17 protein-coding genes are annotated in these 20120 nt (G+C 69.0%); 7 read left to right on the top strand and 10 right to left on the bottom strand.

Annotation, left to right across the window (positions count from 1 at the left end):
• The first annotated feature begins 226 nt into the window (after positions 1 to 226).
• Positions 227 to 1096, top strand: coding sequence for an alpha/beta fold hydrolase (locus tag PLC66_RS13890; RefSeq protein ID WP_324541395.1), 870 nt, complete (start codon positions 227 to 229; stop codon positions 1094 to 1096).
• Between the two features lie 223 nt (positions 1097 to 1319).
• Positions 1320 to 2798 carry a diguanylate cyclase domain-containing protein gene (locus PLC66_RS13885; RefSeq protein WP_324541393.1) on the top strand — a complete coding sequence of 493 codons (1479 nt, stop codon included), beginning with the start codon at positions 1320 to 1322 and terminating at the stop codon, positions 2796 to 2798.
• 45 nt (positions 2799 to 2843) lie between these two features.
• On the opposite strand, the gene PLC66_RS13880 is transcribed toward PLC66_RS13885, so the two are convergent.
• The 3 genes from PLC66_RS13880 to PLC66_RS13870 are packed head-to-tail and all read right to left on the bottom strand — an operon-like array spanning position 2844 to position 6527.
• Positions 2844 to 5042 carry an acetate--CoA ligase family protein gene (locus PLC66_RS13880; RefSeq protein ID WP_324541392.1) on the bottom strand — a complete coding sequence of 733 codons (2199 nt, stop codon included), beginning with the start codon at positions 5040 to 5042 and terminating at the stop codon, positions 2844 to 2846.
• Between the two features lie 4 nt (positions 5043 to 5046).
• On the bottom strand, positions 5047 to 5829 hold the full coding sequence (locus tag PLC66_RS13875) for an enoyl-CoA hydratase/isomerase family protein (RefSeq protein WP_324541391.1): 783 nt from the start codon (positions 5827 to 5829) through the stop codon (positions 5047 to 5049).
• Positions 5826 to 6527 (bottom strand): class I SAM-dependent methyltransferase, encoded by a 702-nt coding sequence (locus PLC66_RS13870; RefSeq protein ID WP_324541389.1) that lies wholly within the window; start codon positions 6525 to 6527, stop codon positions 5826 to 5828. The genes PLC66_RS13875 and PLC66_RS13870 overlap by 4 nt, the downstream gene beginning before the upstream one ends.
• A 164-nt stretch (positions 6528 to 6691) precedes the next feature.
• Here PLC66_RS13870 and PLC66_RS13865 point away from each other — a divergent pair, with 164 nt between their 5' ends.
• Positions 6692 to 8128 (top strand): NAD-dependent succinate-semialdehyde dehydrogenase, encoded by a 1437-nt coding sequence (locus PLC66_RS13865; protein WP_324541387.1) that lies wholly within the window; start codon positions 6692 to 6694, stop codon positions 8126 to 8128.
• Positions 8129 to 8220: 92 nt separating this feature from the next.
• Here PLC66_RS13865 and PLC66_RS13860 read toward each other — a convergent pair whose 3' ends face one another.
• Entirely contained in the window at positions 8221 to 9111 is an 891-nt protein-coding gene (locus PLC66_RS13860) for a hypothetical protein (protein WP_503012212.1), read from the bottom strand.
• 239 nt (positions 9112 to 9350) lie between these two features.
• On the opposite strand from PLC66_RS13860, the gene dksA reads away from it, so the two are divergent.
• Positions 9351 to 9785 carry an RNA polymerase-binding protein DksA gene (dksA, locus tag PLC66_RS13855; protein ID WP_324541385.1) on the top strand — a complete coding sequence of 145 codons (435 nt, stop codon included), beginning with the start codon at positions 9351 to 9353 and terminating at the stop codon, positions 9783 to 9785.
• Positions 9786 to 10565, top strand: a complete 780-nt coding sequence (locus PLC66_RS13850; RefSeq protein WP_324541383.1) for a S1 family peptidase — start codon at positions 9786 to 9788, stop codon at positions 10563 to 10565.
• A 19-nt stretch (positions 10566 to 10584) separates the two neighbouring features.
• On the opposite strand, the gene urtE is transcribed toward PLC66_RS13850, so the two are convergent.
• The 5 genes from urtE to urtA form a co-directional block, all read right to left on the bottom strand.
• Complete coding sequence (gene urtE, locus PLC66_RS13845; protein WP_324541381.1) at positions 10585 to 11277, bottom strand: urea ABC transporter ATP-binding subunit UrtE; 693 nt, start codon at positions 11275 to 11277, stop codon at positions 10585 to 10587.
• A 155-nt stretch (positions 11278 to 11432) separates the two neighbouring features.
• The gene (gene urtD, locus PLC66_RS13840) at positions 11433 to 12299 is read right to left on the bottom strand and encodes an urea ABC transporter ATP-binding protein UrtD (RefSeq protein WP_324541379.1); all 867 of its coding nucleotides are present in this window, start codon (positions 12297 to 12299) and stop codon (positions 11433 to 11435) included.
• Entirely contained in the window at positions 12296 to 13522 is a 1227-nt protein-coding gene (gene urtC, locus PLC66_RS13835; protein ID WP_324541378.1) for an urea ABC transporter permease subunit UrtC, read from the bottom strand. Before urtC ends, urtD begins: the two co-directional genes overlap by 4 nt.
• A 7-nt stretch (positions 13523 to 13529) precedes the next feature.
• A complete protein-coding gene (gene urtB / locus PLC66_RS13830; protein WP_503012211.1) occupies positions 13530 to 15155 on the bottom strand; it encodes an urea ABC transporter permease subunit UrtB in 1626 nt (541 codons plus the stop codon).
• Positions 15156 to 15258: 103 nt separating this feature from the next.
• Positions 15259 to 16512: an urea ABC transporter substrate-binding protein gene (urtA, locus tag PLC66_RS13825; RefSeq protein WP_324541374.1), complete on the bottom strand. Its 1254-nt coding sequence runs from the start codon at positions 16510 to 16512 to the stop codon at positions 15259 to 15261.
• A 433-nt stretch (positions 16513 to 16945) separates the two neighbouring features.
• Here urtA and PLC66_RS13820 point away from each other — a divergent pair, with 433 nt between their 5' ends.
• Together PLC66_RS13820 and PLC66_RS13815 are read left to right on the top strand one after the other, a co-directional pair.
• On the top strand, positions 16946 to 17695 hold the full coding sequence (locus tag PLC66_RS13820; RefSeq protein WP_324541372.1) for a flagellar brake protein: 750 nt from the start codon (positions 16946 to 16948) through the stop codon (positions 17693 to 17695).
• Positions 17696 to 17702: 7 nt separating this feature from the next.
• Positions 17703 to 18674, top strand: coding sequence for a 2-hydroxyacid dehydrogenase (locus tag PLC66_RS13815; protein ID WP_324541370.1), 972 nt, complete (start codon positions 17703 to 17705; stop codon positions 18672 to 18674).
• A 19-nt stretch (positions 18675 to 18693) separates the two neighbouring features.
• Here the strand turns inward: PLC66_RS13815 and PLC66_RS13810 are convergent, their stop codons facing one another.
• Positions 18694 to 20091, bottom strand: a complete 1398-nt coding sequence (locus tag PLC66_RS13810) for an FAD-binding oxidoreductase (protein ID WP_324541368.1) — start codon at positions 20089 to 20091, stop codon at positions 18694 to 18696.
• Between the last annotated feature and the right edge of the window lie 29 nt (positions 20092 to 20120).

The raw sequence follows: 20120 nt of genomic DNA, 5'->3' as shown, positions 1-20120 counted from the left end.
GAGGACTGGGAGCGGGCGAATGCCGGCTTCATCGCCGACGACCCGCTGAGCGGCACGCGCGCCAGCGCCCGGGCGGGCGAGGAGGACTTCGCGCAGCTCTTCTCCAAGCTCGTGGCCGCCGCACCGGCGCCGATCGGGCTCGGCGCCGGGCCGTACAAGGGCTGACTGCCCACGACCACCACGGCAGACACATGCCGCTCCCCCATCACCAACAGGACCTATAACGATGAGCACTCAGAACGCCCCCCTGACCGAAGCCGCCACCAGCCACCTCGTCCGCCTCAAGGTGAATGAGCTCGACGTGCAGGTGCACTACAACGACTGCGGCGCCGGCGAGCAAACCGTCGTCATGCTGCACGGCTCCGGCCCCGGCGCCACCGGCTGGGCCAACTTCCACCGCAACGTCGACGCCTTCGTCGGGGCCGGCTACCGCGTGGTGCTGATGGACTGTCTGGGCTGGGGCAAGAGCGACCCGATCGTGTGCACCGGCTCGCGCTCGGACCTCAATGCCCAGACGCTGAAGGCGCTGCTCGACGCGCTGAAGCTCGACAAGGTGCACATCGTCGGCAACTCGATGGGCGGCCATAGCGCGGTCGCCTTCGCGCTGTCGAACCCGACCCGCGTCGGCAAGCTGATCCTGATGGGCGGCGGCACGGGCGGCCCGAGCCAGTTCGTGCCCATGCCCACCGAAGGCATCAAGCTGCTGCAGGGTCTGTACCGCGAGCCGACGATCGAGAACCTGAAGAAGATGATGAACGTGTTCGTCTTCGATCCGAGCAGCATGACAGAGGAGCTGTTCAAGGCCCGCCTGGACAACATGCTGGCGCGCAAGGACCACCTCGAGAACTTCGTCAAGAGCCTGGCCGCCAACCCCAAGCAGTTCCCCGACCAGGGCCCGCGCCTGGGCGAGATCGCCGCGCCGACGCTGGTGATCTGGGGCCGCGACGACCGCTTCGTGCCGATGGACGTCGGCCTGCGCCTGATCTGGGGCATGCCCAACGCCGAGCTGCACATCTTCAACCGCTGCGGCCACTGGGCGCAGTGGGAGCATGCGGACAAGTTCAACCGCATGGTGCTCGACTTCCTCGCGCACTGAGTCGGTGTGCCGGGCGACGCCCGGCCCTCGCCCCTGCCCCCTGCGCCCCGCCCCCCTGCACACCCTCGCGGCGAGCAGGGCATCCTGCGTCGGCGCCACACCCCATGGCGGGCAGCCGATCTGGCATCGACCGGGGGCTGACTGATATCCTCTACCGGTTTTTCGACCCCCTGCCGGCCGCAGGCCGCCACCTTGCCATCGCCCCCTCCGCCAGGCCCCTGAAATGAGTCCGGACAGGCCGCACAGCCTGTTGCCACGCAGCGCGCTCGCCAAGACCGCTGCCCTGTTCCTGTGCTACTGGCTGGCATGGCGAACTGCGGCCCTGTTCGAGGTGCAGCCCCATGTCAGCGCCCTTTACCTGTCCGCCGGGCTGAGCACAGCGGTTGGCATGATCGGCGGCTGGCGCTACCTGCCGGCCGCCTTCCTGGCCATCTGCGTGGTGCGCCAGCTCGACATGCCCGGGCCGCTGCTCGAAGGCATGGACTGGGGCGGCGCCCTGCGCCAGGTGCTGGTCTATGGCGGCACGGGCCTGCTGCTGCGCCGGCGCTGGCTGGCCATGCCGGCGCGCCTGACGCTGGCAGACGCCCTGCACTTCGTGCTGTTCGCCTTCGCCGCGACCAGCGTGTCCGCCGCCGCGACCCTGTTCATCCCGCCTTTCGACCGCTTGCCCAGCAGCGAGCTCGGCGCGGTATTCCTGTCCTTCTGGGGTGGGGATTTCGCCGGCCTGCTGCTCGGCCTGCCGGCGATCGTGCTTGGCTGGAACCTGCTCCACCGTCGCACCGCCGCCGGCGGTCGGCGCGGCGATGCCCCCACGGCGCCGCTTCATGGCGTCCGCTCCACCACCGGTCTGGTCGGCCTCGCCCTCGGCGTGTCGCTGCTGTCCCTGCTGCTGCCGCAGCTCACCCAGACCGCGGCCAAGCTCGGCATCCTGGTGCTATTTCCGGTGCTGCTGACCGGCCTCATGCGCGGCGTACCGATGGGCTACCTGGTGGCGGCGCTGGTGTGCGCGATCCAGATCGGCGCCGGCCGGCTGCTGGGCCTGCCCGTCGAGGCCGTGCTCGACCTGCAGCTGGTGCTGGCGATGAGCGCCGCCACCGCGCTGCTGGCCGGCGCGGCGCACGACGACAAGCACTTCGAATGGCAGCACGCCAACTTCGACCTGCTGACCGGGCTCGCCAACCGCCATCGCTTCCAGGACCAGCTCGAGCACGAACTGCAGCGCGCCGGCCGCTCCGGGCAGCCGCTGGCGCTGATGTACATCGACCTCGACGGCTTCAAGGCGGTCAATGACCGCCTCGGCCACCATGCCGGCGACACCCTGCTGCAACAGGTTGCCGGCCGGCTGCGCGAGTGTGTGCGCGAGACCGACACCGTGGCCCGGCTGGGCGGTGACGAGTTTGCAATCATCCTGCCGGACCTGAAGGAGCTCGCCATCATCGACCGTATCGCCCACAAGGTGCTGGCCCGGCTACAGCAGCCCTTCGAGCTCGACGGCCAGGCCGCCCACATCTCGGCCAGCATCGGCGTCGCCCTCTGGCCCAGGGACGGGCGGACGCCGACCGCGCTCATCCACCATGCCGACCGCGCCATGTACGAGGCCAAGCGCCTCGGCCGCAACCGGCTCGCCCCCCACGCCCGCATCGCAACGCCACCGCCCGGACATGCGGCAGCCTTGGCGGCAACGCAGGCCACGCGCGCCTGAGACACGGCAGACGGCCCCGCAAGCGACGCTGCGGGGCCGGTGCGCTCAGCTGCTGACCACCGAGCGGTTCGTGATGATGCGCGCATCGACCACGGCGTAGCCGTCCGGGTAGGCGATCACCGGGTTGAGGTCCAGCTCCGAGAGCTGCGGATAGGCACTGACGATGCTCGACACCTTGAGCAGCAGGTCGACCAGCGCCGCCTTGTCCACCGGCGGCTCGCCGCGCACGCCGGCGAGGATCTTGCGGCCCTTCAATTGCTCGACCATGGCCTCGGCGTCGTGGCGCGACAGCGGGATGGCACGGAAGGCGACGTCCTCCAGGATCTCGACGAAGATGCCGCCCAGGCCGAACATCAGCACCGGGCCGAAGATCGGGTCGCGCACCACGCCGACGATGACCTCGGTGCCCTTTTTCGCCATCGGCGTCACCAGCACGCCGCGGATGTCGGCGTTGGCGTCGTAGGCGCGGCAGCTGCTCATGATCTGGTCGTAGGCGCTACGCAGCGCCGCCTCGCCCACCAGGTTGAGCTTGACGCCCCCCGCGTCCGACTTGTGCAGGATGTCCTTCGACACCACCTTCATCGCCAGCGGCTGGTCGCCGAATTTCGCCGCCGCCGCGGCGAGCTCGTCGGCGTTGTGGGCGACGACTTCCTCGGCCACCGCGATGCCGTGCTCGCGCAGCAGCGTCTTGGCCTCGAACTCGTAGAGGTCGCGGCCCTCGTTCTGCGCGCGCGCGAACATGGCCTGCATGCCCTCGAGCGGGGTGACGCTCGCCTGCAGCGGCTGGCCGTGCTGGTGCTGCAGGTAGATGCCGCGCTCGGCCAGGGCCTGCAGTACCTTCACCGCATGCTCGATGGACGCGTAGACCGGCAATCCACCCTCATGCAGGCGGCGCAGCGCTGGCGGCTTGACCGGCGCATACAGGCTGTAGATGACCAGCGGCTTGCCGCTGCGGCGGGCGAGCTCGATCATGGCCTCGGCCGCGCGCATCTCGCCGCCGAGCAAGGACTCGGCGAAGCGGGTGTGGTAGCCGCCGAACATGCCGACCAGGAAGACCGCATCGACGTTGTCGTCGTCGGCGACGATCTCCATGCAGCGCGCGAGCACCTCGGGGTCGGCATCGGACGTGCCGGCGACGTCGATCGGGTTGGCGAGCGAAGCCTGCGGGAACAGGATGTCGGCCAGGCGCTTGCGGGTGGCCGCCGACAGCTCGGCCAGCTCCAGCCCGGCGTCGGACAGGCGGTCCGAGGTGATCGTGGCCTGGCCGCCGCCGTCGGCGATCACCGCCACCCGGCGTCCACGCGCCTGCTGCATCAGCGCCAGGCCTTCGGCCACCGGCAGGATCTGGTCGGAATGGCGCACCACGCTCACCCCCACCTGCTTCAACAGGTCCACCGTCATCTCGTAGCTGCCGGCGAGCGCGCCGGTGTGCGAGCTGGCGGCCTTCTTGCCGAGCTCGGTGGCGCCCGACTTATAGACCACCACCGGCTTCACCGGCGTGATCTCGCGCGCCGCCTGCAGGAAGCGCTGGCCGTCGCGGAAGCCTTCGACATACAACGTGGCGACGCGGGTGTGCTCATCCTCGCCGAGGTAGCGCAGGTAGTCGTTGAAGCCGATGTCGGTCTGGTTGCCGGGGCCGACGTAGGTCGAGAAGCCGACGTGGGCGTTGTGCTCGGCCTCCAGCACCAGCGCGAGCAGCATGTTGCCCGACTGCGAGATGAAGCCGATGTCGCCCGGCTTGACGTTGCGCAGGTCGAGCAGGTTGACCTTCTTGTGCAGGTTGAACATGCCCGAGGTGTTGGGGCCGATGATGCGTACGCCGCCGGCGCGCGCGGCATCGAGCACCTGCTGCTCGAGCTTCGCGCCTTCGGGTCCGGTCTCGCGGAAGCCGCTGGCGAGGATCACCGCGCCCTTGACGCCCTTGCGCCCGCATTCCGCCATCAGTCCGGGAATCGTTGCGGCCGGGGTGCAGATCAGCGCCAGGTCCACCGCGCCGGGGATGTCGTCCAGGCTGGCATAGGTCGGCACGCCGAGGATCTCGGGCACCTTGGGGTTGAGCGGGTAGATCCTGCCGCGGTAGTTGCCCTTGATGAGGCCGACCATGGCCTTGTAGCCGCGCTTGGTGGGGTCGGCCGAGGCGCCGACGATGGCGATCGAGTCGGGGGCGAGGAAGTCGTGCAGCGGGCTCTTGTGGGTGGGCGTGGAGGCGGACAGGGTCGGTGCCTGGGTCGCAATCTCGGTCATCGTGTCATTCCCCCTTGAAGACGGGTGCGCGTTTCTCGGCGAAGGCGTCCACGCCTTCCTGCCAGTCCTTCGTCGTGCCGACGAACATCATGCCCTCGAGCTCGGCGGTGAGGCAGGCGTCCAGCGTGCGCTCGGCCGACAGGTTGAGCTGCTCCTTGGCGAGCTGCATCGAGAACGGCGCCTTGCTCGCCACCTTGAGCGCGAACTCGCGCGCCGCAGCGAGGAAGCCCTCGTCGGGGAAGACGCGGTTGGCCAGGCCGATGCGCACCGCCTCCTCGCCCTTGATGCGCTCGCCGAGGAAGACCAGCTCGCGCGCCTTGGCCAGCCCGACCAGGCGCGGCAGCAGCCAGGTGACGCCGCCACCGAGGAAGTTGCCGATCGAGATCTCGGGCAGCCCGATCTGCGCGCTCTCGGCCATCAGCATGAAGTCGGACGCGATCGCGATCTCGGCGCCGGCGCCGAGCGCGTAGCCATTGACCGCGGCGATCACCGGCGTCTTCATGTGCAGCAGGCGGTGGCAGGCGTCCTGCTCGCCCTTCAGGTACTGGCGGCGGTCGAAGGCGGTGCGCCCGACCTTGTGCGCCTTGAGGTCGGCGCCGACGCAGAAGGCGCGGCCCTCGCCGGTGATCAGCACGACGCGGGCGTCGCGGTCGGCTTCGGCGCGGGTCAGCGCGTCGTTGAGTTCGTCGTAGAGTTGCTGGGTGACGGCGTTGAGCCGCTGCGGACGGTTGAGACGGATCTCGGCGATGCCGTCGGAGAGGTCGTAGAGGAGGGTTTCGTAGCTCATGGTGTGGAGTGGGCCCTTGTTGTGGTTGGAGGAGGGTCGGACTTGCGCATCAGCACCACGTCCTTGCCCGGCACCTCGCACTGCCAGCCGAAGCGACGTGCGAGGTGATGGAAAGTCGCCTCGCGATAGAAAACGACGTGGGTAGGGTCGCGCCGGTAATGCCAGGCGGCGAAGCGCGCGTCAGCGGTCTGGAAGCAGGTCATGATGCCCAGCCAGCCGCCGGGACGAAGCAGCGCGTCGAGGCGGGCAAACTCGGTGGCCGGCGCATGAAAATGCTCGACCACCTCGGTGCACGTGATGAAGTCGTAGCGGCGCGCGAGGGCGGCGGCATCGGGCGCAAAGAAGGGGTCGTACAGGCTCACCGCATGACCGGCGGCGCGCAACAGCGCAGCGAGCGCCGGGCCGGGGCCACAGCCGAAGTCCAGGCCCTCGCTCGCCGGCGCCACCCTCGCCAGCAGCGGGCCCGCCAGACGTTGCAGGAAGCAGCGGTAGCCGGGGTCGGCGGGGTCGTTGCGGTGGAGCAGGTATTCCGCGCGCTCGGCAGCCGCCGTGGGCCGTTGCGCGGGCGACAGGAAGGTCGCTTCGCAAACGTCACAGCGCAGATAGTCCCGCCCATCCACATGCATCAAGATGCGCGGCGCGGCGTCGAGGCAGACCGGGCAGGCAGGCGATGCCGAGCCGGGAGCTTGCGGACTCATGCGGGCATTGTACGCAGTCGGGCGCACGATGCCCACGACGGACCCGACCCTGGCCAGGCGCCGGGCGCCGGGCGCGGACACGGCGGTGGACAGCGGCCACCCCGATGGCCAAGAATCGCGCCTGCACTTTTCCCCACCTGAGTTCCCCCACCAGAGGGCCTTACATGACCTACCCCAACACCCAACTGCTGATCGACGGCCAGTGGCGCGATGCGCTCGACGGCCGCAGCCTGCCCGTCTTCAACCCCGCTACCGACGTCGAAATCGGCCGCGTCGCCCACGCCGGCATTGCCGATCTCGACCTCGCGCTCGCGGCCGCGCAGCGCGGTTTCGAGACCTGGCGCAAGACCCCCGCCATCGAGCGCGCCAGGATCATGCGCCGCGCGGCCGGCCTGATGCGCGAGCGCGCGGCCGACATCGCCCGCCTGCTTACCCAGGAGCAGGGCAAGCCGCTACCCGAGGCAAAGATCGAGACCCTGGCCGCGGCCGACATCATCGAGTGGTTCGCCGACGAAGGCCTGCGCGTCTACGGCCGCATCGTGCCGGCGCGCAACCTCGCCGCGACGCAGATGGTGCTGAAGGACCCGGTCGGCCCGGTGGCCGCGTTCACGCCGTGGAACTTCCCGATCAACCAGGTGGTGCGCAAGGCGGCCGCCGCGCTGGCCACCGGCTGCTCGATCCTGGTCAAGGCGGCCGAGGAGACCCCGGCCGCACCCGCCGCCCTGGTGCGCGCCTTCGTCGATGCGGGCGTGCCGGCGGGCGTCATCGGCCTGGTGTATGGCACGCCGGCGGAGATCTCGAACTACCTGATCGCCCACCCGGTGATCCGCAAGATCACCTTCACCGGCTCCACTCCGGTCGGCAAACAGCTCGCCGCGCTCGCCGGCCAGCACATGAAGCGGGTGACGATGGAGCTCGGCGGCCACGCCCCGGTGATCGTGTGCGAGGACGCCGACGTCGAACTGGCGGTGAAGGCCTCGGCCGCCGCCAAGTTCCGCAACGCCGGCCAGGTCTGCATCTCGCCCACCCGCTTCCTGGTCCATGACAGCGTGCGCGCCGACTTCGTGGCGGCGATGACGAAGTATGCCGAGGGGCTGAAGGTCGGCGACGGCCTGGCCGAAGGCACGCAGATGGGGCCGCTCGCCAATCCGCGTCGTACGGCGGCGATGGCGGACTTCATGCAGGATGCGGTCGCGCGCGGCGCCACCGTGGCCGCCGGCGGCGAGCGCATCGGCAGCACCGGCAACTTCTTCGCCCCCACCGTGCTCGCCGACGTGCCGCTGGACGCGAGGGTGTTCAACGAGGAACCCTTCGGCCCGGTGGCGGCGATCCGCGGCTTCAACACCATGGACGAGGCGATCGCCGAGGCCAACCGCCTGTCCTTCGGGCTGGCCGGCTACGCCTTCACGCGCTCGCTCAAGCATGCGCACCTGCTCGCCCACGAGCTGCAGGTCGGCATGTTGTACGTGAACCAGCCCGCCACGCCGAGCGCCGAGATGCCCTTCGGCGGGGTCAAGGATTCGGGCTATGGCACCGAAGGCGGCCCGGAGGCGCTCGACGCCTACCTCAACACCCGCGCGGTGACGGTGATGAACGTGTGAGCCTGAGGCCGCACTGATAGACGAAGCGGGCGGCTGCGCAAGATGCGCACCCGCCCGCTTCGCTTTCCGTCAGCCGCGCGCCAGGCCTGCGCTCAGAAATGCCACTCCATCTGGAAGGTCGGCGCATTGGTGTCGATGCCCGCTTTCTCGACGCCATTGGCGTAGGCGTGGTTGCCGAACTTGTTGCGCCAGTACTCGTAACCGACCCCCATCAGGAAGGTGTTCTTCTTTCCCCAGGCCATCTGACCCACATCCACCATCAGCGAGGCGCGCATCAGGGTCTCGGTGCGGGTCTTCACGCCGGCGTAGTCCCTGCCCTTCTCGCCATTGATGTTGATGAAGCCCTGGAACTTCAGCGGCACGGATCCGGCGCTGAACGGAATGCCCCAGGCCGCGCTGAGGATCCACTGCGGATCGAAGCTGACCTCGGTCTTCGGGCAGGGGTCGAAGCCACCCGGCGTGGCCGGCTCCAGCCCGCAGCGGTTCCACTCCTTGCCGACCAGCAGGCTGAGGTCGAGGAAGCCGGGCACATCGAACTTCAACGTCGGACCGAGCACGAGCAGGCGCTTGCGCGGCGAAAAGGCCGTGTTCTTGGTATTGAGGTCGAAGCCGGCGGTGACGGCCAGCTCCTTCACCGGGCCGAAGGCGAACGACCTGTCGAAGACCTTGCCCAGATGCAGCTGATGACGGTAGGTGAGGTAGAACTCGGTGGCGCCGCTGCCGCCGCCACTGGCCGGATCGGTCTTGTCGGACTGCAGCACGTCCAGGTTCACGAAGTTCTGACCGACTGAGTAGCCGCTGGCGTGGGTGAACTGCAATACGTGCTTCTCGACGTCCCGGCTATTGGTGGGCTCGCGGAACTCGGTCCCGTAGCGGTAGCCGACGTAGGTATCGCTCCAGGTCGCGGCGTGGCCGACCGCCGGCAGGGCGGCAAGCAGGCAGGTCGCGGTGAGCGCCTTCAGGTGTTGATCGGGTCTTGTCACTTTCTGTCTCCGGATGGGTCCCTGGTGATGGCGACGGCACTTGTGCACCGTTCTGCGCGTCAATGTATCGGGCGGCCCACCGGCAGTTCTGCGACGTCTCTTATAGTGCGCATCAGGGAAGCGCGATAAGCATCGCACCGTGGCGCAATCCGCACCCCGCTGCGGCGATTGCCGTGTATGGTGAAGGGCCTGCCGCACGGGCTGCACCGGGGCATTGCCTCGTCTGGAGGAGAAACACCATGAGCGACACCATCACGGCCACCGCAGGACTGCCAACCGAAGCCGAAATGCTGGCTGCCCCGGCCGACGACTACATGTGCGCCCGACAGCTGGCGTTCTTCCGCGACAAGCTCATCCGTGAGCGCGACGCCCTGCTCGACTCGGCCCATCGCACCACGCTGCACCTGCAGGAATTCGAAAGCACGCCGGATCCGTCCGACCGTGCCTCGCTGGAAGAGGACCACACGCTGGAGCTGCGCGTGCGCGACCGCGAGCGCAAGATGCTGCACAAGATCGACGAGGCGCTGGCGCGGATCGACAACGGCAGCTACGGCTGGTGCGAGGACAGTGGCGAGCCGATCGGCATCGCCCGCCTGCTCGCACGGCCCACGGCCACGCTCAGCGTCGAGGCGCAGGAGATCCACGAGGCGCGACGCAAGATGCGCGGCGGCTGAATGAGCGGTGACGGCAAGGCTGCCGCGGGTCAGGTCGCAAGGCAGCCGACGATCGAATCGATCCTGCTCACCGCTGCCCGCGTGTGCACCTTCGACGGTCAGCGTGCGCTGACCAATGCCAGCGGCTTCTTCTTCGCGCGTGAGGACCGGCTGTTTCTGGTCACCAGCCGCCATGTGCTGCACGACGAGGCCAGCAAGCACTTCCCGGACCACATCGAGATCGAGCTCCACGACGACGCCGACAATCTGGCGCACTCGACCGGCTTCTCGATCCCGCTCTACCGCGACGGACGCAGCATCTGGCGCCAGGGCACGGACTCTGCCGGCGAGATCGACGTCGCCGTGATCGAACTGGAGCGCACGGCCCTGCCGGCCAGCGCGGCCTACCGCGCGTTCACGCCGGCCCACCTGCTCGGGCACTTCGATCAGGTCGAGGTCGGCAGCTCGCTACTGGTGGTGGGTTTCCCGCTCGGCTTTCACGACACCCTGCACCACATGCCGGTGGTGCGCCAGGCGGCGATCGCCTCGTCCTTCGGCCTGCGCTTTCAGGGCATGGGCTACTTCCTCACCGACGCCCGCACCCACCGCGGCACCAGCGGGGCGCCGGTGGTGATGCGCAGCCCCAGTGCGGACCCGCGCCACGGCGACCTGCCCTGGCTGTTGCTCGGCGTGCATTCGGCCCGACTCGACGTCGGTACGCGCGACCTCAAGCTGGACGAGGCCCTGGGCCTGAACTGCGCCTGGTACGCCGACATCCTGATGACGCTGACAGAGGCGTGAGGCTCGGGGCCTGCCTCGCTCACACCGCCAGCGCCTCGCGCACGCCGTCGCGGTCCATGTCATCTCCCGCACCGCGCATGACGATTTCGCCGCGCTCCATGACCAGGTACTGGTCGGCGAGCGCGCGCGCGAAGTCGTAGTACTGCTCGACGAGCAGGATCGCCATCTCGCCGGTTTCGGCCAGGCTGCGGATGGCGCGCTCGATGTCCTTGATGATCGAGGGCTGGATGCCTTCGGTGGGCTCGTCCAAGATCAGGAGCTTGGGGCCGAAGGCGAGCGCACGACCGATGGCGAGCTGCTGTTGCTGGCCGCCCGAGAGGTCGCCACCACGCCGGCCCATCATCTGCCTGAGCACCGGGAACATGTCGAAGATCCGCGGCGGAATCGCGCTGCCGCGCGGCCGGGTCGCCAGGCCCATCAGCAGGTTCTCCTCGACGGTGAGGCGGGGGAAGATCTCGCGCCCCTGCGGCACGAAGCCGATGCCGGCGGCGACGCGCTTGTAGGACGGCGCGCGGGTGATGTCCTGGCCGTCGAAGGCGATGCTGCCGCTGGCGGCGGGTACCAGGCCCATCAGCGTCTTCAGCAGCGTGGTCTTGCCCACGCCATTGCGCCCGAGCAGCGTCGTGACCTTGCCGACAGGCACGTCGAAGGACAGGCCGCGCAGGATGTGGCTGCCGCCGTAGTACTGGTTGAGCTGATCCACTTTCAGCATCTGATTTTCTCCTGCTGGTCACATTGGGGTACTAAGCGCCGGCTGCACGGGGCATTTCTTCCTAAGGCTGCGGAACTCGCCCTTCGGGCTCAGACAGTCCTCGCCTTCTCCAGGAACGCCCCGCACATCCGGCTTGGCGTGGTCGCTTGCTCGCGCTAACGCCCCAGATAGACCTCGATCACCCGCGGATCCGCCTGCACCGTCGCCAGATCCCCCTCTGCCAGCACCGAGCCCTCGCACAGCACCGTGACCTTGCCGCCGAGCGCCTCGACGAAGGCCATGTCGTGCTCGACCACCACCAGCGAGTGCTTGCCGGCCAGGCTCACGAACAGCTCGGCGGTGCGCTCGGTCTCGTCGTCGGTCATGCCGGCGACCGGCTCGTCGAGCAGCAGCAGGCGCGGCTCCTGCATCAGCAGCATGCCGATCTCCAGCCACTGCTTCTGGCCGTGCGACAGCATCCCGGCGGGGCGGTCGGCGGACTTGTCGAGGCGGATCTGGCGCAGCACCCCGGCGATGCGGTCGCGCTCGTCGTCGATGAGGCTGGCGAACAGCGTGCGGCGCACGCGCTTGTCCGCCTTCATCGCCAGTTCGAGGTTCTCGAACGCGCTGTGCTGCTCGAAGATGGTCGGCTTCTGGAACTTGCGGCCGATGCCGGCGTGGGCGATCTCGGGCTCGGTCAGGCGGGTGAGGTCGATCGTCTGGCCGAAGAAGGCCTTGCCCGAGTCGGGCCGGGTCTTGCCGGTGATGACGTCCATCATCGTCGTCTTGCCGGCGCCATTGGGGCCGATGATGCAGCGCAGCTCGCCGGCATCGATGGCGAGGCTGAGCTTGTTCAGCGCGCGAAAGCCGTCGAAGCTCACCGTGATGTCATCGAGGTAGAGGATGACGTTGTGCGACAGGTCGAGCTCGCCCGGGCGCACGAGGTGGCCGGTGGTGGCCTCGCCCTCCCAGTGCTCGCGCTGGTTCTCGCGCTCGGCGCCAAGACGGGCGGCCTCGCTTTCGATCTCGAGGGTGGGGATCATGCGCGTGCTCCCTTGGCGGTGGTCCCGGTAACCGGGGTAGGGATCGAGCTCGCAGCGTCCATGCTCGCGGCGGTCGGCGGCGAGGCCGGCGGCGCGGCCTGAGCGTCGTCCAGCACGGCGGTGCTCCGGCGCGCGCGCAGCGAGCGCCACAGGCCGACCACGCCATTGGGCAGGTACAGCGTCACCGCAATGAACAGGAAGCCGAGGAAGAAGGGCCAGTATTCGGGCATCGTCACGGTGAAATAGCTCTTGGCCAGATTGACGATGCCCGCACCGAGCACCGCACCCACCAAAGTGCCGCGCCCGCCGACCGCCACCCACACCGCGATCTCGATCGAGTTCGCCGGGCTCATCTCCGACGGGTTGATGATGCCGACCTGGGGCACGTACAGCGCGCCCGCCAGCCCGCACAGCATGGCCGACAGCGTCCACATGAAGAGCTTGTAGTGCAGCGGGTTGTAGCCGATGAACATGACCCGGCTCTCGGCGTCGCGGATCGCCGCCAGCACGCGGCCGAAGCGCGAGGTGACGAGGTAGCGGCCGAGGATCAGGCAGGCGATCAGCAGCGCGGCCGACAGCGCGAACAGCGTGACCCGCATCTCCGGCGAGGTGATGCTGTAGCCGAGGATGCGCTTGAAGTCGGTGAAGCCGTTGTTGCCGCCGAAGCCGGTCTCGTTGCGGAAGAACAGCAGCATCGCCGCGTAGGTCAGCGCCTGGGTGATGATGGAAAAATATACCCCCTTGATGCGCGAGCGGAAGGCGAACCAGCCGAACACGAAGGCGACCAGCCCCGGTGCCGCGACGGCGAGGAACAGCGCCCAGGCGAAGGAATCCGAACCCGCCCAGTACCAGGGCAGCTCCTTCCAGTCGAGGAAGACCATGAAGTCGGGGATGTCGGCGCCATAGCTGCCGTCGCGCCCGATCTGGCGCATCAGGTACATGCCGAAGGCGTAGCCGCCGAGGGCGAAGAACAGCCCGTGGCCGAGCGACAGGATGCCGGCATAGCCCCAGATGAGGTCCATCGCCACGGCGACGACCATGTAGCACAGGATCTTGCCGAGCAGGCTGACGGTATAGGCGGACACATGCAGCGGATGGGCTTCCGGCAGCGCGAGGTGCGCGAACGGGATGCCGATCCAGGTGATGGCGGCGAAGATCGCCAGCGCGATCCAGCCCGCGCGCGGCATGCTCTGGATGAGTCTGATCGTGAATGGCGTGCGCATGCCGTCCTCAGCTGTCTGCGAAGCGGCCCTTGAGGGCGAAGATGCCCTGCGGACGCTTCTGGATGAAGGCGATGATGAAGACCAGCACCAGGATCTTGGCGATCACCGCGCCCGCCCAGCCCTCGAGGAACTTGGCGACGATGCCCAGCCCGAGCGCCGCCCACACCGCACCGGCGAGCTGGCCGACGCCGCCGAGCACGACCACCATGAAGGCATCGACGATGTAGCCCTGCCCCATCGCCGGACCGACGTTGGCAATCTGCGACAGCGCCAGTCCGCCCAGGCCGGCGACCCCCGAGCCGATGGCGAAGGCCAGGGTGTCGACGCGCGCGGTCGGCACGCCGACGCAGCCCGCCATTGGCCGATTCTGGGTGACGGCGCGCACGAACATGCCCAGCCGCGTCTTCTGCATCATCAGCCAGATCAGCACGAGCACGAAGGCGGCAAAGCCGAGGATGACGATGCGGTTGTAGGGCAGCACACCGCCACCGGCCAGCTCGATGCCGCCCGACATCCAGGACGGGTTGGCCAGCTCCAGGTTCTGCGGACCGAAGCTCACGCGCGCGGCCTGGATCAACACCAGCGACAACCCCCAGGTGGCGAGCAGGCTCTCCAGCGGACGGCCGTAGAGGTGGCGCAGCACCAGGCGCTCCATGACGATGCCGACGATCGCCGCCGCGAAGAAGGCGGCCGGGATCGCGGCCAGCACGTAGAAATCGAGGTAGTGCGGGAAGTGACTGCGGAACACGCCCTGCACGACGAAGGTGGCGTAGGCGCCGATCATCAGCAGTTCGCCATGCGCCATGTTGATGATGCCCATGACGCCATAGGTGATCGCCAGGCCGAGGGCGGCAAGCAGCAGGATGGACCCCAGGGACAGGCCCGAGAACACCGTCGCCACCATCTGTGCGGTGGCGATGCGGCGGTCGATGGCGCGGATCGATTCCTCGGCGGCCGCGCGCACCTCGGCGTCGGGCTCGACCCAGGTCGCGGCCGCGCCCTCGCCGCGCTTTTCCAGCAGCGCGGCGAGCATGTTCTTCACCGCGCCATCCGATGAGGCCGCCAGCGCCTGCGCCGCCTTCAGGCGCAGGGCCGGATCGGGCGAGGCGAGGTTGAGCTTGGCCGAGGCATACAGCAGCGCCTCGCGCACCGCATCATCGTCCTCGCGCTCGAGCGCACGCTCGATCACCGGCAGCAGGGTCTCGCCGGCGTTCTCGCGCAGCGTGTTCGCCGCGGCCAGGCGTTGCGCACGATCCGGCGAGGCCAGCGCCAGGGCCGCGCGCGCGGTGGCGATCGCGCGCCGGACGCGATTGTTCACGGTGATGCGGGTCGCGCTGGCGACCTCGGCATCGAGCACCGCATCGTCGACCAGGTCGCGCAGGCGCCCGTCCTCCACCAGCACCGCCCGCCCATCGAGCACGGCCAGCCGGCCAGCCTCGAGCGCGTCGAGCAGCGGGCCGGCCTCGCCGGCGCCGCTCACGCCAAGCGCCTCGATGGCGGCGATACGGGCCTGAAAATCGCCCGCCAGGCCCTGCACCAGCGCCGGCTCCAGCGCCGCCCGCGCCGGCGCCAGGGCGAGCAGGGCCCACAGCATGCTGGCCAGCAGCAGGTATCGTCTCGTCATTGCCGACATCATCCACTCCATGGATCAGGGGGCACACACCCCCTTGTCGTTACCGCACGCCGGACCGATGCCGATCCGTCCGCATCGATCCGGCGTGCGCGTTGCGAGGAGCTCAGAGGCCCTGCTTGCCTTCGTTGCCTTCGATGAAGGGGCTCCACGGCTGGGCGCGGATGGGTTCCTGGGTCTGCCACACGACGTCGAACTGGCCGTCGTCGCGCACCTCGCCGATCAGCACCGGCTTGTGCAGGTGGTGGTTGGTCTCGTCCATCTTGAGGGTGAAGCCCGACGGTGCCTTGAAGCTCTGGCCGCCCATGGCCGCGATCACCGCGTCCACGTCGGTGGTGCCGGCTTTCTCGACCGCCTGCTTCCACATGTGGAGGCCGACGTAGGTGGCCTCCATCGGGTCGTTGGTGACCACGGTGTCGGCGTTGGGCACGCCGTTCTTCTTCGCCCACGCGCGGTATTTCTCGATGAAGGCCTTGTTCTCGGCGTTGTCGACCGACATGAAGTAGTTCCACGCCGCCAGGTGGCCGACCAGCGGCTTGGTGTCGACGCCGCGCAGTTCTTCCTCGCCGACCGAGAACGCCACCACCGGCACGTCGGTCGCCTTCAGGCCGGCATTGCCCAGTTCCTTGTAGAAGGGCACGTTGGAGTCGCCGTTGATGGTCGACACCACGGCCGTCTTCTTGCCCTCGGCGGCGAACTGCTTGATGCGCGCGATGATGGTCTGATAGTCCGCATGGCCGAAGGGGGTGTAGTCCTCCATGATGTCCGCATCGCTCACGCCCTTGCTCTTGAGAAAGGCGCGCAGGATCTTGTTGGTCGTGCGCGGATACACGTAGTCGGTGCCGAGCAGCACGAAGCGCTTGGCGCCGCCACCTTCGTCGCTCATCAGGTACTCGACCGCCGGGATCGCCTGCTGGTTGGGTGCGGCGCCGGTGTAGAAGACGTTCTTCTCGAGCTCCTCGCCCTCGTACTGCACCGGATAGAAGAGCAGGCCGTTCAGCTCCTTGAACACCGGCAGCACCGACTTGCGCGACACCGAGGTCCAGCAGCCGAACACCGCCGCCACCTTGTCCTGCGCCAGCAGCTGGCGCGCGCGCTCGGCGAACAGCGGCCAGTTCGAAGCCGGGTCGACCACCACCGGCTCGAGCTGCTTGCCGAGCACGCCACCGGCGGCGTTGATCTCCTCGATGGTCATCAGCGCCACGTTCTTCAACGCGGTCTCCGAGATCGCCATCGTGCCCGACAGCGAATGCAGCACGCCGACCTTGATGGTGTCGGCAGCCTGGGCGCCGGCCGGCAGGCCGATGGCGGCGATGGAAGCGGACAGCGTGAGCGCCTTGACGAAATTGCGACGATTCATGGACGGACCCCTTTGAGTTTGAAGTAGCACAGCACAACGAAGCTCGTTGTCACTAGCCCGAGAGCAATTGCTGTGCCATGTGATCGAAAGGGGGCTTGGTGGACGCGATTGCGGCCGTCGCCGCCTTGAGTGCCGCGCGCTTGCACGCCTGCACCAGCCTGGAACGGATCGCATCGTCATGATGCACGGCAGGCCGCGAGGGCGAGCGCGGGGCCCGCTTTTGATGCAGTGCAGGACGGTCACCGCACCACGGCCGTGCATGCAGTGCCCGACACATCGCGCCACGCCGGTGCATCCGATCACGAAACGCGCCAAATTCCACATTGGGGCCCAGCGGCACTGACTACAATCGGCTTGGCGTTTTTCCCCGCGCGACGCCCGGCGCACGGTGCGCCGAGTCGGTAGCCGCATGCGAATGGGCACAAGGATCACGATGAGCGAGACCACAATCGAGCAGCAGGAATTCGACAGCCAGGCCGCCGAGAGCGCAAGCGACGACGCCGGGCACAAGGGCTTCAGCTTCGAGGACATGCGCCTGGCGGTCGGCGATCGCCTGCAGGTCGAGTGCCCGGCCGCCAGGGGCGTGAGCCGCAGCGTCGTGCGCGTGGTCGGCTACGTGGAGAACCTCAGCCTGATCGTCACCACCCCACAGGCGAGGGGACGGCGGATCGAACTGGTCGACAACGATCCGGTCATCGTGCGCGTGTTCTCGCGCCAGAGCGCCTTCGCCTTTCGCACCTCGGTGATGCGCGTGTGCCGACTGCCCTTCGACTACGTGCACCTGAGCTTCCCGACGCTGATCCAGGGCAGCGTGATCCGCAAGGCCACCCGGGTGCGCACCCGGCTTGCCGCCGAGGTCGGCCCCGACGCCGACGACCCGGCGATGCACCCGGGCACCCTGCTCAATCTCAGCGCCACCGGGGTGCTGCTGCACACGCGTACCTCCGTCGGCGACAAGGGCGGCACGGTGCGCCTGCGCTTCCGCTTCAAGCTGCACGACGTCGACGCCGAACTCACCGTTGCCGCCGACATCCGCAACGTCGAGCGCGAAGACGACCCGGACGGCGGGGCGGCCGACTACCACTACGGCCTCGACTTCCGCAATCTGCAGCCCAACGACCGCCTGATGATCAGGAGCTTCGTCTACCAGACCATCATCGAGCAGCCCCGCCACGTCCTGTAAGGCCGCCATGACCCGCCCCCGCATCCTGCTCACCCGCCGCTGGCCCGACGAGGTCGAGCGCGCGCTGTCGGCGCGCTTCGACACCACGCTCAACCTCGACGACCATCCGCTGTCGGCCGCCGAGCTGCAGCAGGCGCTGCGCGAGCACGACGCCGTGCTGCCCACCGTCTCGGACCGCCTCGACGCCCGCGTGCTGGCGGTGGCGTCGCCGCGCGCGCGCATCCTGGCGAACTACGGCGTGGGCTACAGCCACATCGACGTCGACGCCGCGCGCGCGGCCGGCCTCACCGTCACCAACACGCCCGGCGTGCTCACCGACTGCACCGCCGATCTCGCCCTCACCCTGATGCTGATGGTGGCGCGCCGCGCCGGCGAAGGCGAGCGCGAGCTGCGCGCCGGGCGCTGGCGCGGCTGGCGGCCGACCCACCTCGTCGGCTCCCGCCTCAGTGGCAAGACGCTGGGCATCATCGGCATGGGCCGCATCGGCCAGGCGGTGGCGATGCGCGCGCAGCACGGCTTCGGCATGAAGGTGGTGTTCCAGAATCGCAGCCGGCTCGGCCCCGCGCAGCTCGGCACGCTGCAGGCGACGCAGCTCGAGCGCGTCGAGGACGTGCTCGCGCAGGCCGACTTCGTGTCGCTGCACTGTCCGGGCGGCGGTGCCAACCGCCACCTGATCGACGCCTCGCGGCTGGCGGCGATGCAGCCGCACGCCTTCCTGATCAACACCGCCCGCGGCGACGTGGTGGACGAGCAGGCCCTGGTTGAGGCGCTGCAGGCCGGCCGCCTCGCGGGCGCCGGTCTCGACGTCTACGAGGCCGAGCCGCAGGTCCACCCCGGCCTGCTGGCGCTGGAGAACGTCGTGCTGCTGCCGCACCTGGGCAGCGCGACGGGCGAGACGCGGGTGGCCATGGGGATGCGCGTGGTGGACAACCTCATCGCCTTCTTCGACGGCCGCACGCCGCCCGACAAGGTGGCCTGAGCGCGCGCGCCGCGCCCCCTCAGAGCATCTTGCCGGGGTTGAGCAGGCCCTTGGGGTCAAGCGCCTGCTTGAGGCTGTGCATCAGCGCGATCTCGGCCGCGCTGCGCGAATACGCCAGCCACGGCCTCTTCAATAGGCCGATGCCGTGCTCGGCCGAGATCGAGCCGCCGTAGTCGCGTACCACCCCATACACCGCCTCCTCGATGCGCTCGAGGCTGCTGTGGTCCTGCGGTACCTTGCACACGACCACGTGCAGGTTGCCGTCGCCGACATGGCCGAAGAACAAGGCCTTCAACTGCGGCCAGTCACGCTCGAGGTTTGCGCGCACCCGCCGGGCGCAGTCGCCGATGTGGGCGACCGGCACTGAGACGTCGAAGTTGAGCGTGGGCGCGTAGTCGCGCAGCACCTCGGCAACGCCGTCGCGGATCGCCCAGAAGGCCTCGGCATCGGCCACCGACTGGGCGACGGCGGCGTCCAGGATCCAGCCGGCCTCGATCGCCTGCTCGAGCATGGCCTCGAAGCGCTGGGCATCGGTGTCGGGCTGACCGCAGTGCATATCGATCAGCACATACACCGGGTAGTCGCCCGCCAGCGGCGCGCGCAGGCGCCCGGCCTCGACCGCGGTCTGCAGGTAGTCGCGCCACATGATCTCGAAGGCGCTGACCTGGCCCGACAGGCTCTGCTGCGCGTGGCGCAGGAAGCGCAGCGCGGCGGCATAGTCCTCGAGCGCGACGATGGCGGTGCTGACCCCGCGCGGCAGCGGCTGCAGCTTGAAGACGATGCGCGTCACCACCCCGAGCAGGCCCTCGCTGCCGATGAACAGGTGCTTGAGGTCCATGCCGGCGTTGTTCTTCACCATCTGGTTCATCATGCTCAGCACGGTGCCGTCGGCCAGCACCACCTCCAGGCCCAGCACCAGGTCGCGCGTGTTGCCGTAGCGGATCACGCGGTTGCCGCCGGCGTTGGTGGCGACGTTGCCGCCGACCTGGCAGGAGCCGCGCGCGCCCAGATCCACCGCCAGCAGCGCGCCGGCCGCGCGGCAGGCCTCCTGCACGTTCTGCAGGATGGCGCCGGCCTCGACGGTCACCGTGCCGGAGTCGATATCGATGCACTCGATACGGTTCATGCGCTCGAGCGACACCACCACCTCGCCCGCCCCCGGCACCGCGCCGCCGCACAGCCCCGACAGCCCGCCCTGCGGCACCACCGCCTGCTCGTGGGCGTGGCAGATGGCGAGCATGCGCGACAGCTCGTCGCTGCTGCGCGGGCGCAGGATGGCGAGCGGCACGCCGCCGGCGACGCCGCTCCAGTCCTGCAGGTGGCGGGGGCTGGCGTCGCCGGCCAGCACCGCGTCGGCGCCAAAGGCCTCACGTAGCGCGAGGAGAACGGGAGGCTGGCTGGCGTCGGCGTCGGACATGGGGGCTCCTGGGGGGCGTGGATCGTGGC

Origin of the sequence: Thauera sp. (assembly GCF_035444905.1) — a bacterium.
Lineage (GTDB): Bacteria > Pseudomonadota > Gammaproteobacteria > Burkholderiales > Rhodocyclaceae > Thauera.
The sequence above is the reverse complement of the archived record's forward strand: the minus strand, read 5'-3'. Positions and strand labels throughout refer to the sequence as shown.